This window comes from Nocardia flavorosea (assembly GCF_015477805.1).
Lineage (GTDB): Bacteria > Actinomycetota > Actinomycetes > Mycobacteriales > Mycobacteriaceae > Nocardia > Nocardia flavorosea_A.
The window spans coordinates 301,434-317,770 of the sequence record NZ_JADLQL010000004.1; the positions used below are offsets into that span (position 1 = coordinate 301,434).

Annotated in this window: 12 protein-coding genes; 1 reads left to right on the forward strand and 11 read right to left on the reverse strand. The window is 68.4% G+C overall.

Annotated elements, in window-relative coordinates; all coding sequences use genetic code 11:
* Window positions 1-24: 24 nt before the first annotated feature.
* From rpmA to IU448_RS20100, 10 genes are all read right to left on the reverse strand, one after another.
* Complete coding sequence (rpmA, locus tag IU448_RS20055) at window positions 25-291, reverse strand: 50S ribosomal protein L27 (protein ID WP_033244700.1); 267 nt, start codon at window positions 289-291, stop codon at window positions 25-27.
* Between the two features lie 42 nt (window positions 292-333).
* Window positions 334-645 (reverse strand): 50S ribosomal protein L21, encoded by a 312-nt coding sequence (gene rplU / locus IU448_RS20060; protein ID WP_058856967.1) that lies wholly within the window; start codon window positions 643-645, stop codon window positions 334-336.
* Between the two features lie 332 nt (window positions 646-977).
* Window positions 978-5,072 carry a translation initiation factor IF-2 N-terminal domain-containing protein gene (locus IU448_RS20065; protein WP_195057197.1) on the reverse strand — a complete coding sequence of 1,365 codons (4,095 nt, stop codon included), beginning with the start codon at window positions 5,070-5,072 and terminating at the stop codon, window positions 978-980.
* A 404-nt stretch (window positions 5,073-5,476) separates the two neighbouring features.
* A complete protein-coding gene (gene ndk / locus IU448_RS20070) occupies window positions 5,477-5,893 on the reverse strand; it encodes a nucleoside-diphosphate kinase (RefSeq protein ID WP_195057198.1) in 417 nt (138 codons plus the stop codon).
* Between the two features lie 103 nt (window positions 5,894-5,996).
* Entirely contained in the window at window positions 5,997-6,413 is a 417-nt protein-coding gene (locus tag IU448_RS20075) for a DUF4233 domain-containing protein (RefSeq protein WP_195057469.1), read from the reverse strand.
* 170 nt (window positions 6,414-6,583) lie between these two features.
* Window positions 6,584-7,969, reverse strand: a complete 1,386-nt coding sequence (gene folC / locus IU448_RS20080; RefSeq protein ID WP_416383034.1) for a bifunctional tetrahydrofolate synthase/dihydrofolate synthase — start codon at window positions 7,967-7,969, stop codon at window positions 6,584-6,586.
* A gap of 71 nt (window positions 7,970-8,040) precedes the next feature.
* Complete coding sequence (locus tag IU448_RS20085; RefSeq protein WP_195057199.1) at window positions 8,041-10,719, reverse strand: valine--tRNA ligase; 2,679 nt, start codon at window positions 10,717-10,719, stop codon at window positions 8,041-8,043.
* Window positions 10,720-11,020: 301 nt separating this feature from the next.
* A complete protein-coding gene (locus IU448_RS20090; protein ID WP_195057200.1) occupies window positions 11,021-12,271 on the reverse strand; it encodes an acyltransferase family protein in 1,251 nt (416 codons plus the stop codon).
* The gene (locus IU448_RS20095) at window positions 12,268-13,155 is read right to left on the reverse strand and encodes an SGNH/GDSL hydrolase family protein (RefSeq protein WP_195057201.1); all 888 of its coding nucleotides are present in this window, start codon (window positions 13,153-13,155) and stop codon (window positions 12,268-12,270) included. Before IU448_RS20095 ends, IU448_RS20090 begins: the two co-directional genes overlap by 4 nt.
* Window positions 13,156-13,217: 62 nt before the next feature.
* A complete protein-coding gene (locus tag IU448_RS20100) occupies window positions 13,218-13,373 on the reverse strand; it encodes a hypothetical protein (RefSeq protein WP_195057202.1) in 156 nt (51 codons plus the stop codon).
* 538 nt (window positions 13,374-13,911) lie between these two features.
* Between IU448_RS20100 and IU448_RS20105 the strand changes: the two genes are divergently transcribed.
* Window positions 13,912-14,601, forward strand: a complete 690-nt coding sequence (locus IU448_RS20105) for a hypothetical protein (protein ID WP_324188644.1) — start codon at window positions 13,912-13,914, stop codon at window positions 14,599-14,601.
* A 123-nt stretch (window positions 14,602-14,724) separates the two neighbouring features.
* Here IU448_RS20105 and IU448_RS20110 read toward each other — a convergent pair whose 3' ends face one another.
* Window positions 14,725-16,302: an FAD-binding oxidoreductase gene (locus tag IU448_RS20110; protein ID WP_195057472.1), complete on the reverse strand. Its 1,578-nt coding sequence runs from the start codon at window positions 16,300-16,302 to the stop codon at window positions 14,725-14,727.
* Window positions 16,303-16,337 lie beyond the last annotated feature (35 nt).

Consider the following 16,337-nt stretch of genomic DNA (forward strand, 5'->3'; position numbering starts at 1 on the left):
CGCTGTGGTGGAGTCGTCAGCCGGTCAGGCTTCGACCGGCTCCGGGACCACGATGTTGACGGTCTTGCGACCACGCTTACTGCCGAACGTCACGGCACCGGCCTCCAGCGCGAACAGGGTGTCGTCCCCGCCGCGGCCGACGTTGACGCCGGGGTGGAAGTGGGTGCCACGCTGCCGCACCAAGATCTCGCCGGCTTTGACGGTCTGCCCGCCGAAGCGCTTCACGCCGAGCCGCTTGGAATTGGAATCGCGGCCGTTCCGGGAGCTGGATGCACCCTTCTTATGTGCCATTGCTGATACTCCTTCAGCGCGGGACCAAAGCCCTGCGAGTGGTTACTTGATGCCGGTGACCTTCAGGACCGTCAGCGGCTGACGGTGACCCTGGCGCTTGTGGTAGCCGGTCTTGTTCTTGAACTTGTGGATGCGGATCTTCGGGCCCTTGGTCTGCTCGACGACCTCGGCCGAAACCGAAACCTTCGCGAGCTTGTCCGCCGTGGTGGTCAGCTCGGCGCCATCGACGACGAGGACCGGCGACAGTGCCACAGAGGTGCCCGGCGCACCCTCGATCTTCTCGACCTTCACCAGGTCACCGACCGCGACCTTGTACTGCTTTCCGCCGGTCTTGACGATCGCGTACGTTGCCATCGGTCGGCTGCCCTTCTTCCTATAGTGCTCGGCACTCGTTCGCACGGTTGTCTCTCGGAGTGCACCGGGATCCACCGCACGACTGGTCTGGTAATCATCGCCGCCCCGGCATCTGGTGGCTCTCGGTATCGGGAACCGGCCACGGAACAGCACATGCTGTCACCGGGCAGCGACTGCCAAGATTACCCGATGCCGGTTGCCCCGACCAAACCGGTCCCCTCCCGGCCATCGATCACCGCGTCGCCGCGCCGGATACCAGGCTGCGGGCAAGGAGCCTCCGGCATACAGCGAAGTGCCCGATCCGAAGCCGGACCGGGCACGTTCACCTCGACTCAGTTGTCTTCGTCGACCGGCGGTCCGGCCGGGCGCCCGGCCGCACGACGCCGCACCCGGCGGACCGGAACTTCGGCCTCCGCAGGCTCGGCCGCGAACTCGGCGACTGGCGCCGACGGCTGCTCCTCGGCGGACAACACGAAAACCGCACCCGAACTGTCGGCCGCCGGAGCGGACGTAGACCTGGCGACGCGACGCCGCCGGGCCCGGGAGCCGGAAGCGCTCTCCGCGGCCGGCGCCCCGGCAACCGGTGACTCTCCCCCGGTATCGGCTGTCACATCCGTCGTCGCCGTGCCGTTCGCCGCGGCCGTGGCGCCATTCGGAGCGGAAGTGGGTTCCGGAGCACCGCTGCGGACGGTGTCCGCTGCAATCGGCGTGCCGAGACCGTGTCCGCCGGCGGACGCGGTGCCGGACGTATCCGGTGCCGCGGCATCACCGGCGGCAACTTCCGTCGTCACCGGTTCGGTATCCGGCGAGCCATCGACATCCGCATGAGCTGTCGACTCGGCCGCTTCCGGCGCAGCGGTCGCCGCGCTGCCGGTGGCCGTATCGCGCGCCGTCATCGACGCAGCGGTACCGGTACCCGGTCCGCCTGCCTCCGTAGACGTATCCGCGGCAGCCCCGGCGAAGTCCGTAGCAGCGCCGGCCGCATCCGTAGTGGCGTCTGCCGTATCGCCGGCAGCTCCGGTCGTATCGCCGGCAGCTTCGGCGCTGTCCGCGGCACTCGTTTCGGATACCGCGTGCATTGCGCTGCCGTTCGACTCGGCAGCAGAACGCTCCGCAGACGACGCGGCACCGGCGGAACGCCGGACCCGGGTGCGCCGCCGCCGCGGTTCCGCGGTGCCGGCCCGGTCGGCGTCGTCGGCCTCCGTTGCTGCCTTCTCCCCGGCCTCGGCCGCAACCTCGCCGGTCGCAACCTGATCCGCGGCTGTCGCCGCCTCGTCCGCCGCGTCCTCCGACTGATGCGCGGCCATGGCCAGCGCCACCGGGTGGGCCCGTTTCGCTGCCGCATCCTCTTCCGAGACCTCGGCCGCCGGCGCCGGCGTGGCTGCGGGCGCGGGTTTGTCGCGGTTGCGCCGCCGCCGCGAACCCGATTCACGACCCCGGCCCGAAGCCTCGTCGCCGCCGCCCGTTTCCACCGGGTAGCTGTGCACCAGGATGCCGCGGCCGTGGCAGTGCTCGCAGGTGGTGGAGAATGCCTCCACCAAACCCGTGCCGAGCTTCTTGCGGGTCATCTGCACCAGGCCGAGCGAGGTCACCTCGGAGACCTGATGGCGGGTGCGGTCCCGGCCCAGTGCCTCGGTGAGCCGGCGTAGCACCAGGTCGCGGTTGGATTCGAGGACCATATCGATGAAATCGACCACGATCATGCCGCCGATATCGCGCAACCGCATCTGCCGCACGATCTCCTCGGCGGCCTCGAGGTTGTTGCGGGTGACGGTTTCCTCGAGGTTGCCGCCGCCGGAGCCGGTGAACTTGCCGGTGTTCACATCGACCACGGTCATCGCCTCGGTCCGGTCGATCACCAGGGTGCCGCCGGACGGCAGCCATACCTTGCGGTCCAGCGCCTTGGCCAGCTGTTCGTCGATCCGGTAGGCCTCGAAAACATCGATCCCGTTGTTCTCGTGCCGGGACACCCGGGCGAGCAGATCCGGGGCGACGGTGCCGATATATTTCTCGACCGTGTTCCAGGAGCGTTCGCCCTCGATCACCAGTTTCGAGAAATCCTCGTTGAACAGGTCACGGACCACCTTCACCAGCAGGTCCGGTTCCTCGTAGAGGGTCTTCGGGGCGTTCGATTCGCCCTCGGCGGCCGCGGCGACCTTACGCCAGGTGGCCTGCAACCGTTCCACATCGCGGGTCAGTTCCGCTTCGCTGACGCCTTCGGAGGCGGTCCGGATGATCACGCCCGCATCGGCGGGCACGATCTCACGCAGGATCTCCTTGAGACGTTTGCGTTCGGTATCGGGCAGTTTGCGGCTGATCCCGGTGGAGGTGCCGCCCGGCACGTACACCAGGAAACGGCCGGCGAGGCTGATCTGGGTGGTCAACCGGGCGCCCTTGTGCCCAACGGGATCCTTGCTGACCTGCACCAGCACCTGATCGCCGGGTTTGAGCGCCTGTTCGATCTTGCGTTCCTTACCGCCGAGCCCGGCGGCCTCCCAGTTCACCTCACCGGCGTAGAGCACACCGTTGCGGCCCCGGCCGATATCGACGAACGCGGCCTCCATGCTCGGCAGCACGTTCTGCACCTTGCCCAGGTACACATTGCCCACCATCGACGCCGACCCGGTACTGGTGACGAAATGCTCGACCAGGATGTTGTCCTCGAGCACCGCGACCTGGGTCGCCGACGGATGGCCGGGGAACTCCTTCTCCCGCACCACCATCACCCGGTCGACCGATTCGCGCCGCGCCAGGAATTCCGATTCGGTGAGAATCGGCGGGCGGCGCCGGCCGGCCTCGCGGCCGTCGCGCCGGCGCTGCCGTTTGGCCTCGAGGCGGGTGGAACCGGTGATGCCCTGGACCTCGTCCACGGTGGCGCGGACGCGGGTCTTGTTCCGCGGCTCGCGTTCGTGCACGACCGTATTCGGCGGATCGTCCTCGGCGGATTCGGCCGCCTCGCCCGATTCCCCGGCCACCTTCCGGCGGCGGCGACGCCGCCGGCGACGGCTCGAGCCGCCCTCGGATTCCTCGCCGGTATCGCCGGACTCCTGGTCGGCCTCGTCGCCCGCGGCCGACTTGTCCTCGGTCTCGGCGGAGGTCTCCGCCGGTTCGGCGGGCTCGGCCTCGTCGGAATCGTTGTCGCCGTCGCCCTCGGACGCCTGCTCTCCGCGGCCCCGGCCCCGGCCGCGGCGACCCCGGCGGCGGCGGCGCGGCTGATCGTCGGAATCGCCGCCCTGTTCGGACTGGTCGTCCCCGGTATCGTTATCGGCTTCGCTGTCCGCGGCCGGCTCCTGCTCGGCCTGCCGTTCGGTTTGCTGCTCCGCCTGCTGTTCGGCCTTGCGGCGGCGCCGCAGATCCTCGGCGGCGGCCGCGTCCGGCGAGAGGAACAGCGGGGCCGCGACGACCGCGCTTTCGAAGACGACCGGTTCGGCCGAGACGGGTTCCTCGGGTACCGGGCTCGCGAACAGATTCGCGGCGGCGGTGAACGCGGGCGGCGGCGTGGCCGGGGAAAGGGGCGCGCTCGTGGAAACCGTCGCGGAGACGGATACCGAGGTCGCTCCCGCGGACTGGGAAGGTTCTGTGGAACCGGTGGCAATATCGGCAGCCGTTGCGGGCTGGGCGGCGCGGTCGCCCTGCACCGTTTCTCCGGTTGCTGTCTTCTCACCGGGCCCGCTGGTTCCGGCTGGTCCAGCGGCCCCGCCGAGCTCGGCCGTGACACCGGATTCGGTGATACGGGTATCGGCTGCACTGGCGGTTTCGGCGGCATCGGAGGTGGCGGCCGTCCCGGAGGTCGCGGAGGCGCTACCCGGCACCGAGGATTCCCCGGCACCGGAATCGTCGGCGCCCGATTCCGACAGGCCCTGCTCGCCGGGGGTGGCGGTCGTCTCCGGGCCGGAGACGACCGGAGCACTGCCGGTCGCGGGATCGGGCGCGAGCCCGGTACCGGCGGCCACCACATCGGGTGCGGCCGGTTCCTCCGGTTCCCAGACCGCCGCGCCCGCGGCCACGGTTTCCGTCCCGATGCCAGGAATTTGCCCGGCCCCACCGTCCGGTGCCGGCGGCCGGTCCCCACGGGCGGTGCCGGTCTCGGCGCCGACCCCGGACGCGTCCGTTCCGGCGTCACCGGATGTCTTGTCAGCGGTCCCCTCCGGCCCCGCCGTACCCGGTTGCGGGACGGCGGCCGGCTCGAACAGGCCGGGTTCGGCGGGGGTCAGGTTGGGGGTGGTCAACGATGCGCGGACCGATTCCGCGACGGCCCGGTCCACGCTCGACTGCGGGCTGCGGACCTCGGTCCCCAGTTCGCTGAGTTTGGCCAGGATGCGTTTGCTGGTCACGCCCAAGCGTTTGGCAAGGGCGTGCACTCGGATTCGCTCCGGCAAGTGATCGTCGTCCTGTGATGTTGTGTCCAGCGGCTCTTGATCGGCCACGAAGTCTCCTCGGGCCCCCGGGCGCGTTCCTCTACGAGTGACGCGGCCGTCGCGGGGACGCTTTCCGTCCGCCTCGCGCGGTTGGCGCGAGGTCAATGGTCTCGCCCCGCGTGCCCGGTTATCTCCACTATCGAACGTCGGTCGGGCTAACTGGCCACGCGGCGCCTGGCATATGGCTGAACGCCGCGGTCCGAGCACTCGTCCAGCGCGCCGGGCAGACGCAGCCGAGGTCTCCGGCTTCTACGTCCGCGGCAGCGATGGCGGCATCGTTCCGCAGTGTCATCCGGTCGCACCCTGTGTCGGGCGCAACCAAGTACCAGTATCCCACACCGTGCGCCAGGTGTTCGCCATGGCGCTGCGCGAGGCACTCGCACGGATCCGGAAAGCCCGTTACCGGGCAGTGTTCAGAGCGGGAATTCGGGGAACCAGAGGGAGATCTCGCGTTTGGCGGACTCGGGCGAGTCCGATCCGTGCACCAGGTTCGACTGTGTCTCGAGGCCCAGATCACCGCGGATACTGCCGGGTGCGGCCTTCTCCACCGGATCGGTGCCGCCGGCCAGCTGCCGGAAGGCGGCGATAGCGCGCGGACCTTCCAGCACCGCCGCGACCACCGGGCCCGAGGTGATGAATTCGATCAGCGATCCGTAGAACGGTTTGTCGGCATGTTCGGCGTAGTGCTCGCCGGCCAGCTCCTCGCTCACCTGCTTGAGCTCGAGGGCAGCGATCTTCAGGCCCTTGCGCTCGACCCGGCTCAGCACCTCGCCGACACAACCGCGCGCCACGCCGTCCGGCTTGATCAGAATCAATGTCTGCTCTGTCACGCGGCCAGCCTAATGGGCGCGGTCGAACCGCCCCCAACCGCAGTCCGCACAGGGCCGCAGGTAAGCCCTCCAGGGCTCATCGCAACGGGCAGGCCCGACCCGGCTAGGAAGTTCCGCCCATCCGCTGACTGGGCAGTGTCCCCGCCTCCATCCGGCGTTTGACATCGGACCGCAGCACCAGGATGAAACCCCACACGACGAGGAAAACGACGCCGATCACCGCGATCGAGATATGGAAGATGCCACCGACCAGGACCAGCACCTGCAGGCCCAGGTTGAACGGTATGGCCCAGGAGCGCCGCTGCAGTCCGGCCCCGGCGATCATGATCAGGGCGAGCACCACCAGGTAGGTTCCCGAGACCCAGGTGACACCGCCGGCGATATCGGCGACCACCGGCAGGGCGAGCAGCACCGTGATCGCCTCGAGCACCAGTGCCCCCGCCATCACCCCGCGCAGTCCCTTCCACGGATCGGGTGCGGACGGAACCGGTTCGGTTCCCTTCGGTTCGCTCTCACTCATCATGCGTCCTTATCGTTGGCGCCGCGTCACGAATGCTGTTGCTGCAGGGTTCCAGCAGTGCGGGCCTGGTTCGGTGCCCCCTCGGGCCCGGGCCGACGGAGCGGGGAGCGAAGCGGAGGAGGGAAGGTTCCAGACCGAAAGGTCCCGAACCGCGGCCGTTGACCACATTCTCACGCCGGGTCCTTGCCGAACAGCGCGCGGGCGGCCCCGGCGGTGACAACCGACCCCGTGACCACCACGCCGGCACCGGACACCATCTCCCCGCCCTCCCCGACTTCCTCGGCGAGGGCGACGGCGGTTTCCAGCGCATCGGGCAGGCTCTGTGCCGTGACCACCCGTTCGTCGCCGAAGCGCTGAACGGCCAGATCGGCGAGCCGATCGACCGGCAGCGCGCGCGGAGACCCGTTGGTGGTGACGACTATCTCATCGAAAACGGGTTCGAGCGCGGCGAGGATCCCGGCCGCGTCCTTGTCACCGAGCACCGCGACGACCCCGACCAGTTTGCGGAAGTCGAATTCGGCGGTGAGCGTGGCCGCCAGCGCGGCGGCACCGGCCGGGTTGTGCGCGGCGTCGATGAACAGGGTGGGCGCGTTGCGCATCCGCTCCAGCCGGCCGGGACTGGTGACCGCGGCGAAGCCCGCGCGGATCGCGTCGATATCGAGCTGGCGTTGCGACCCCGCCCCGAAGAACGCCTCCACCGCGGCCAGCGCGAGGGCGGCGTTGTGGGCCTGGTGTTCGCCGTGCAGCGGCAGGAAGATCTCGTCGTAGACGCCGCCGAGCCCCTGGAGCTCGAGTTGCTGACCGCCCACAGCGATCCGGCGGCTCGCGACCCGGAATTCGGCACCGGCCCGCGCGACGGCCGCGTCCACCTCGACGGCGCGGCGCAGCAGCACATCCATGGCTTCCGGGTCCTGCTCGGCGATGATCGCGACATTGTCGACGGGCACCAGGGATTCCGGGGCGGGTTTGATGATCCCGGCCTTCTCCTTGGCGATGGAGGTCAGATCGGGGCCCAGGTAATCGGTGTGGTCCAGGCCGATGGGGGTGATCACGGCGACCTGGCCGTTGATCACATTGGTGGCGTCCCAGCTGCCGCCCATCCCCGTCTCCACCACCGCCACATCGACCGGCGCCTCGGCGAACGCCGCGTAGGCCATGGCGGTGAGCACCTCGAACTTGCTCATCGGCGGGCCGCCCGCGGAGGCCGATTGAGCGTCGATCATCTCGACATAGGGCTGTAGTTCGCGATACAGCTCCACGTAGTGCGCCGGCGATATCGGCCGGTTGTCGACAGCGATCCGCTCGGTGGCCAGCTGCAGATGCGGGCTGGTGATCCGGCCGGTTCGCCGGTGCAGCGCCGTCAGCAGCGCGTCGATCATCCGGGTCACCGAGGTTTTGCCGTTGGTGCCGGCGATATGGATGGCCGGGTAGCCGCGCTGGGGGGAGCCCAGCACATCCATCAGCGTAGAAATACGGGTGAGCGACGGCTCGATCTTGGTTTCCGGCCAGCGCCGATCGAGTTCGGCCTCGACCAGCGCCATCTCCGCCAGTTCCACCGGCGACGGACCGGTGCCGAGCCGGGCGCCGCCGTGCTGCGGCTCCGGTTCCGGGTTCGGTTCGTGGTCGTTCACTCGGCGCTCAGCTCGGCCAGCCGGGCCCCGATCCGTTCCACCTCGGCCGCCGCGATATCGCGCCGGGACCGGATCTTGTCCACCACCTGTTGCGGTGCCTTGGCCAGGAACGCTTCGTTGCCGAGTTTGGCTTCGGTGCCGGTGAGCTCCTTCTGCGCGGCGGCCAGATCCTTCTCCAGGCGGCGACGCTCGGCCACCAGATCCACGCTGCCGGAGGTATCCACCTCGACCGTCACCGTGGTGGTGCTCAGCCGCACCTCCACCGACGCGGTCGCGCCGAAGTCGGCACCCGGTTCGGTGAGCCGGCCCAGATTCGCGACCTCGGGATACAGCCGGGCCAGCCCGGCAGTATCCAGACCCAGCACCCGCGCGGCGACCTTCTGCTTATCGTTGAGACCCTGATCGCTGCGGAACCGGCGGATCTCGGTGACCAGCCGCTGCAGATCGGCGATCCGCTGCGCGGACCCGGTATCGGCCGGCACACCGGTCGTCCGCGGCCACTGCGCAATCACCACCGATTCGCCGCCGGTCAGCGCCTGCCACAGCGATTCGGTGACGAACGGGATCACCGGGTGCAGCAGCCGCAGCACCGAATCCAGCACGGTGCCGAGCACGACACGGGTCGATTCGGCGCGTGCCTCGCTTTCGGTGAACTGGACCTTGGACAGTTCGAGGTACCAGTCGCACAGTTCGTCCCAGGCGAAGTGGTAGAGCGCCTCGCAGGCCTTACCGAACTCGTAGGCGTCGAACGCGGCGTCGACCTCGACCAGCACCGCGTCGAGCCGGTCGATGATCCAGCGGTCGGCGTCGGTGAGCGCGTCGCGGGCCGGGAGGTCGCCGATGCGGGCACCGTTCATGAGGGCGAACTTGGTGGCGTTGAACAGCTTGGTGACGAAACTGCGCGAGGCCAGCGCATGCGGTTCACCGACCGATAGATCACCGCCGGGTTGGGCGCCGCGGGCCAGGGTGAACCGCAGCGCGTCGGCGCCGTAGTCGCGGATCCAGTCCAGCGGGTCGATACCGTTACCGCGCGATTTCGACATCTTCTTGCCGTACTGGTCGCGGATCAGGCCGTGTAGGAACACATCCTTGAACGGCACCTGATACTCGGCGCCCTTGCCCGCGGTGACCGCGGCATCGCCGGCGACGAAGGTACCGAACATCATCATCCGGGCGACCCAGAAGAACAGGATGTCGTAGCCGGTGACCAGCACACTGGTCGGGTAGAACTTCGCCAGTTCCGGCGTCGCGTCCGGCCAGCCCATGGTGGAGAAGGGCCACAGACCGGAGGAGAACCAGGTATCCAGGACATCGGGATCCTGCACCCAGCCCTCGGGGGCTTCCTCGTCGGGGCCGATACAGACGACCTCGCCCTCGGGGCCGTACCAGATGGGGATGCGGTGGCCCCACCACAGTTGGCGCGATATGCACCAGTCGTGCATATCGTCGACCCAGTCGAACCAGCGCGGTTCCTGACTCGCCGGATGGATCACCGTATCGCCGTTGCGCACGGCGTCGCCGGCGGCCTCGGCCAGTGCCTCGACCTTCACCCACCACTGCATGGACAGCCGCGGTTCGATCGGTTCGCCGCTGCGCTCGGAATGACCGACACTGTGAATGTAGGGACGCTTCTCGGCGACGACCCGGCCCTCGGAGGCCAGCCGTTCGCGCACCTTCACCCGGGCCTCGAAACGGTCCATACCGTCGAACTCGGTCCCACTACCGGCGATCCGGCCGCGTTCATCCATGATCGTGGGCATGGGCAGGTTGTGCCGCAGCCCCATCTCGAAGTCGTTCGGATCGTGCGCCGGGGTGATCTTCACCGCGCCGGAACCGAACTCCGGATCGACATAGGAATCGGCGATGATCGGGATCTGCCGCCCGGTAATGGGATGTTCGAGGGTGGTGCCGATCAGATCCCGGTAACGCGGATCGTCGGGGTGCACCGCGACCGCGGTATCACCGAGCATGGTCTCGACCCGGGTGGTGGCGACGATGACGTGGGGTTCGGCATCGTCGAGCGACCCGTACCGCAGCGACACGAGTTCGCCCTCGACCTCGTCGTACTTGACCTCGATATCGGAGATGGCGGTACGCAGTTCCGGCGACCAGTTCACCAGCCGCTCGGCCCGGTAGATCAGTCCCGCGTCGAACAGCCGTTTGAAGATGGTCTGCACGGCCCGCGACAGGCCCTCATCCATAGTGAACCGGTCGCGCGACCAGTCGACGCCGTCGCCCAGGGCACGCATCTGCCCCTGGATCGCACCGCCGGATTCACGTTTCCAGTCCCAGACCTTCTGCACGAACAGGTCGCGGCCGAAATCCTCTTTGGTTTTCCCGTCCGCCGCGAGCTGTTTCTCGACCACCGACTGGGTCGCGATACCGGCATGGTCCATCCCCGGCAACCACAGCACCTCATAGCCCTGCATCCGCTTGCGGCGGGCGAGGGTGTCCATGAGCGTGTGGTCCAGGGCATGACCCATGTGCAAGGTGCCGGTGACGTTCGGCGGCGGCAGCACGATCGAATACCCGGGCGCGGAACTCTGCGGGTCGGCGGTGAAGTAACCGGCGGCTACCCAGCGTTCGTACAGGTCGGCCTCCACCTCGCCGGGATTCCAGCTTTTGGGGAGGGCATCGGCACGATTACGCGTGTTGTCAGGGGCTGCGCTGGTCACGCCAGAATTCTAGTGTTATCGGCACCGGCTCCGGCACCGCGGGTGCTGTGTCTATTCGCGCCGCCTCCGGCAGCGCGGGTTCGGGGCCCCCTTGGTCTCGTTCTCCACTCCGACGCTCCTCCGAAAAAGCCGAAGGCGGAGCCTTCGGTGGATGAGGGACACCGAAGGCTCCGCCTACATCGATAAGCCTACCGCCGATCCACGGCCGCGCCGCGAATCCATAACCAATTCTCAGCTTGAGCACCGGGATTCTCAGATCCGTCACAAACCCGGCGCGGCCCGGGGCGCGGTATCGGCGGCTTCATCCGGCGGGCTTCTCCCGCGCCGCGGTGCGGCGACCGGAGAAGCGGCGCATCAGCGGCTCGTCGAGCCAGTGATAGATGGCCGCCGCCGCCACCATCGACACGACCAGACTCAGCCCGGCGAATCCGAGCCAGCCCATCGGCCCGAACTGTTTTCCTCCGATGAGGAATCGGGTGATCAGCGCCATCACCGGGAACTGGATCAGATAGAAGGCGAAGGAGATATTGCCGAGCCAGACCATCCGCGGCGATGCGGAGAACCCCCGGATCCCGGCCAGGTCACGCGCGGCCAGTGTGGCCACCAGGGCCGTCATCGGCGCGAGCAGCAGCGCCGACATCTTATAGTTCGGCGGCACCACCCAGGTCGCCGCGTATGCGATCACCAGCGCGATCACCGGCAGTGTCAGCCGGGTGTTGCGCCAGCGGCCCTCCAGCACCAGTCGCGCGGCGAGTACCCCGAGGAAGAACTCCGGCAGCCGCGAGAGCGGGAAGTTGTAGCTGAGCCAATACGACATGGCCACCGGGATATCGGACTGCGCGAACCAGATGGGCGCGGCATGCAGTTCGTAATACGGCGACGCCTCCCCCGGTATCAGCCGCGGCGCGAAGGTGTTCGCGATCCCCTTGGGCCCGGGCACCCACAGGTAGTACGCGGTGTGCAGCAGCAGGATGGCCACCAGCATCCCTGCCATCGCCCATGGCACCCGGTGGCTACCGATCCGGCGCACCAACGGCAACAGGAGCGGAAAGCTCAGGTAGAACAGTATTTCGGCAGCCAGCGACCAGGACGGCACATTGAGTCCACCGACCGTTGTCCACTTGGGCACCCAGGTGTGGACCAGGGCGAGGTTCGGCGCCCAGACCACCGGCCGCGTCAAGGGAACGCTCACCACCAGGATGAACGCGGCCGCCGCGACCAGATGGGTCGGATAGATCTTCAGTACCCGGCGCCAATAGAACCACGGCACCGAGCTCCCCGGCCGGAACGACCAGTAGATGATGAACCCGGACAGGACGAAGAAGAAGGTCACTCCCGCGGCGCCCAGCTGCATCGGCATCAGCTGATGGATCTGCCGGAACAACTCCGACTTCTGGAACGGGTACACCGGCAGGAACACCAGGGCGTGCAGCACGAACACGGCGAACGCCGCCCACCAGCGTGCCCCCGTCAGCGAGGGCAGCGACGGCCGCACCGCCGCCGCGTCGAGGAAGTCCGGCCCGGACGCGACCCGGGCCGGCGCCGTGCTCACCGGTGGATCCGCTCGTACACTGCCTCCGCGGTCACCGCATCGCCGTGTGCCGAGGGATGGAACGGCATCCCGGCCTCGTCGGCCGCGGGATCGAAGAAACCGTTCAGCCACGGCTCATCCGAGCACAGGCCGTGCCCCGCGGTCACCGAGCGGATATCGACGAACTCGAGTTTCAGCAACTCCGCGGCTTCGCGTTGCGCGTCGTCGAGGCGGTCCAGGTATTCGGTCACCGCACGGCCCCGCGGTTGCACGACATGTCCGGCGCCGAGCACGTTCACGCATACGTGCTCCTGGCCGGCGGGAAACAATTCCGGGTAGCCGACCAGCATGATCCGCGCATTCGGCGCGTGGAAGCGCAAATAGGTGATCACCTCACGGATGCGCTTGGCGTAGAGCTGACCGGTGACGTTCCGGTAGTCGGGGAACCGTCCCTGATCGGCCGCCTCCAGCCCGCACCCGTCGACGAAGTTGAACACGCAGGGCTGCAACGATGTGATCAGCGACGACAAATTGGTTTTGGACCAGACGTCGTTCATTCCGGTCTGGATGGCGATGACGTCGGTCTCCGGCCCGAATGCCTGCTGTTTCACCGCCTCGGCCACCTCGTGTACCAGCCACCAGCCCTGTCCCGACGAGATCGTGGATCCACTACAGGACGCATCCACGAAATCCGGTGTACCCGCAAGACCCATCCGCCGGCTCAGCTGTGACGGCCACGAGGTAGGCGCGTGCAGGCACTCCTTGGTCCCCGAGAACAGCTTCGGGTAGTTCGCGGTGAACGAGTCACCGAGCACTACCAGGGACTTGCCCGGCGGACGGCCGTTTTCGACCGGCGCCGCAGCCGCCGGGGTGTACATGACGGTCGCGGTGAGTACGGCCGCCACCGCAGCGCCGACAATCCCACCTCGACGCCGAAGAAAACTGCGAATCACGACTTTCCCGTCGGTCAGTAGCCGGCCTGCGGATCGAAATCGGGCAGGGTGAGTGTGGGTTCGGGCTGGGCCGGTTCCGGTTGGGCGGCCTCGGGCTGAGCGGGCGCCGCCGGCGCGGGAGGCTGCGGCGCCGGCTCCTCGACCGGCGGTTGCGCCGGCGGCGGCTCCACGGCCGGAGGCGCCTCCGGCGCCGGGCTGTGCGGCGCCGGAGTGGTCGACGCACTGCTCGACGGCGTTGCCGTACTGGTCGGAGCTACACTGGAGGTCGTCGCGTGATCGTCGTGCGATTCCGAGTCGCCGCCACACCCGCTCACGCCGAGAACTACTGCGGCACAAGCGAATACGGTCACCAGGCAACGTTTCATGAAGATTCCCAATTCTGCTGGCATTCAATCGTTTTTCGATCCCGCCCCCTCCGGGACACGGAGTTGTCAGCAAGACATCGCAGATACCGCCGAATCCGTTACACTCCGGTTCTTCCCGGCCGCCCGGCCCATACTGCGCACCACCCGGACATCCACCCACGACCGGACTCGGTTCACCCGAGGCCGGTGGTGCGTCTCGATTCCGGATCCCCGGAAAGGTACGGCGTCGCGGAGAACCAGCGGAGGAAGAACCAGGGTGGAAGGGATCCCGACCGTACGCCGCCGGGGGGCGGCGACCGGGATACTGTTGCCGAAATCGGTTGCACTGGGGACCCTGGACGATGTGAACCCTCCGCTCGACTCGGTCCCCTTGTACCCACCCGAATCCGTATTCCCCGCATCGGATTCGGATGCCGTGCACCCGCGGGGAGTAGTTGACCTGCGGGGCCTCCGCACCGGGGAGTTGCGGTATCCACCGACGGCCACGGTGATTTTCGCGGGTATCCCCGGTGCGGGCAAAAGCACCGCGTTGCGCAAACTGTTCGGCTCCGAACCCGAAGCCGAACAGGCACCGAACGGCCCCGGGGGTTCGCTCGTACTCGATTCGATCCAGGCCCGGAACTCGTGGCGGCACCGGTTGGCCTGGTTGCCCTATCCGCTGTGGCGCCCGATGGTGCATCTGGTGCATTTCCGCCGGATCTGGCTGGCCTTGCGCGACCATTCGGGTCCGGTGGTGGTCCACGATTGCGGCACCGTCGCATTCACCCGGCACATGCTGACCAGCTGGGCCGCGCGGCGCGGCCGCGAACTGCATCTGGTGCTACTCGATGTCCCCGCCGCGATCGCCCTGGACGGGCAGCACGCCCGCGGGCGACGGGTGGGCCGGGCCTCCTTCAACTGGCATGTACGACGCTGGAGACGCCTGCTGGACCAGGTGGAAAGCGGGACGGGTCCACAGCCGCAGCCGGAGTCGATCGTCGTCCTGGACCGCCCCGGTATCGATCAGCTGCGGGAAATCCGGTTCGCCGCCTGACCTGCCGGGGCGGCCGGTCCGGGTCCGTACGGAGCTCCGGATGGCCGCGCCCGATTCGATGCGGTCCCGGCACGGCGATCACTCACACCCAGCGGAGAACCACTCCGCGGCCGCCGGACTCGGTCAAGGCAGCAGTGTGCCGGGGTTCAGGATCCCGGCCGGGTCGATTTCGCGTTTCACCGCCCGCAGTATCCGCACCCCCAGCTCGCCGATCTCGTCCGGTAGCCACCGGCGGTGGTCGGCGCCGACGGCGTGGTGGTGGGTGATGGTGGCGCCGGCGGCGGCGATGGCGTCCCCGGCAGCTCGTTTGGCGTTCTGCCACTGCGGAATCGGATCGTCGAGGAGCTTCGCGACAACGGTGAAGTACAGCGAGGCGCCGGTCGGATAGGTATGGGAGATATGGCACATGACCAGCGCGGGCGTGCCCTGGGCGGTCAATGCCTCGGTGAGCGCGGTGGTGACCAGGGTTCTGAGTTCGGCCAGCCGGCTCCAGGTGGTCGCGGTTTCCAGGGTTTCGCACAGCACTCCGGCGTCGAGCAGGGCATCGCGCAGGTAGGGTGCCGCGAAACGGCCGTGTTCCCACGCCTGAGCGGGATCGGGCCCCAACTCGGTACCGCCCGCGGCGCGCAGGAGTTCGGCCGCCTCGGCGCTGCGCGCGGCGACATGGGCCGCGCTGCCCTCGAAAGTGGTCACCGCCAGGCATCCGGAAACCGGTGCACCGCCGATATCTTTGGATCGGGCCAGATTCAGACCGGTTTCCGCTTCGTCCGACAAGCGCAGCACCGTGGGTGCCGCACCGGCCTGCACCACTGCGCGCAACGCGGCGGCACCGGCGCCGAAATCCGGGAACGACCAGGCCATATGGGCCGTGACCGCAGGGACGGGATGCACCCTGACGGTGACCTCGGTGATCACCCCGAAAGCCCCTTCGGATCCGACGAAGAGTTCCCGCAGATCCGGTCCGGCAGCTGAGGCCGGCGCCCGGCCCAGTTCCACCGTCCCGGTCGGTGTCGCGATCCGCAACCGCTGGACCATATCGTCGAACCGGCCGTATCCCGCGGAGGCCTGCCCCGATGATCGGGTCGCGGCGAAACCGCCGATACTGGCGAATTCGAAACTCTGCGGGAAATGTCCGAGCGAAAGTCCGTGCGGGGCGAGCAGTTGTTCGGCCTGCGGTCCGGTGACGCCCGCGCCGAAGGTCGCGGTTCCGGAGAGCGGGTCGCAGTCCAGCAACGCGTCGAGGCGGCGCAAGTCCAGGGCGATCACCGTCTCGAAACGGCCGCGCACCGGGTCGAGTCCACCGACCACGCTGGTTCCGCCGCCGAACGGCACGACGGCGATGCCCTGTTCGGAGCAGTAGCCGAGAATCTCGGCCACCTGCGTGTGATCGGCCGGGAAGACCACTGCGTCGGGGGCGTCCTGGGGGCCTGCGGCACGGCGCCGCAACAGGTCGAGAGTGCTTTTGCCGCCGGCATGCCGCAGCCGGGCGGCGTGTTCGGTGGATACGTGCTCATCCCCCACCACCTGCGCGAGTCCGGCCCGCCGGTCCGCGGACAGGACCGGCGGCCGGAGCGGTACATCGCCCTCATCACGACGTATCGCCGGTGGCCCGGAGACGCCGAACACCTGGCCGAGCAGACCGCGGATCTGTTCCGGCAACGGTGTGTGCCCGGCGGGAACTCCCCAGGCGTCCCAAACCATATCGGGACGTGCTGCGGCCGCGGCCGATTCTTCGG

Excerpts from the sequence above, each read along its gene's own strand:
- rpmA (WP_033244700.1), bottom strand. The coding sequence starts at position 291 with ATGGCACATAAGAAGGGTGCATCCAGCTCCCGGAACGGCCGCGATTCC.
- rplU (WP_058856967.1), bottom strand. The coding sequence starts at position 645 with ATGGCAACGTACGCGATCGTCAAGACCGGCGGAAAGCAGTACAAGGTC.
- IU448_RS20075 (WP_195057469.1), bottom strand. The coding sequence starts at position 6,413 with ATGAGTGAGAGCGAACCGAAGGGAACCGAACCGGTTCCGTCCGCACCC.
- IU448_RS20110 (WP_195057472.1), bottom strand. The coding sequence starts at position 16,302 with ATGGTTTGGGACGCCTGGGGAGTTCCCGCCGGGCACACACCGTTGCCG.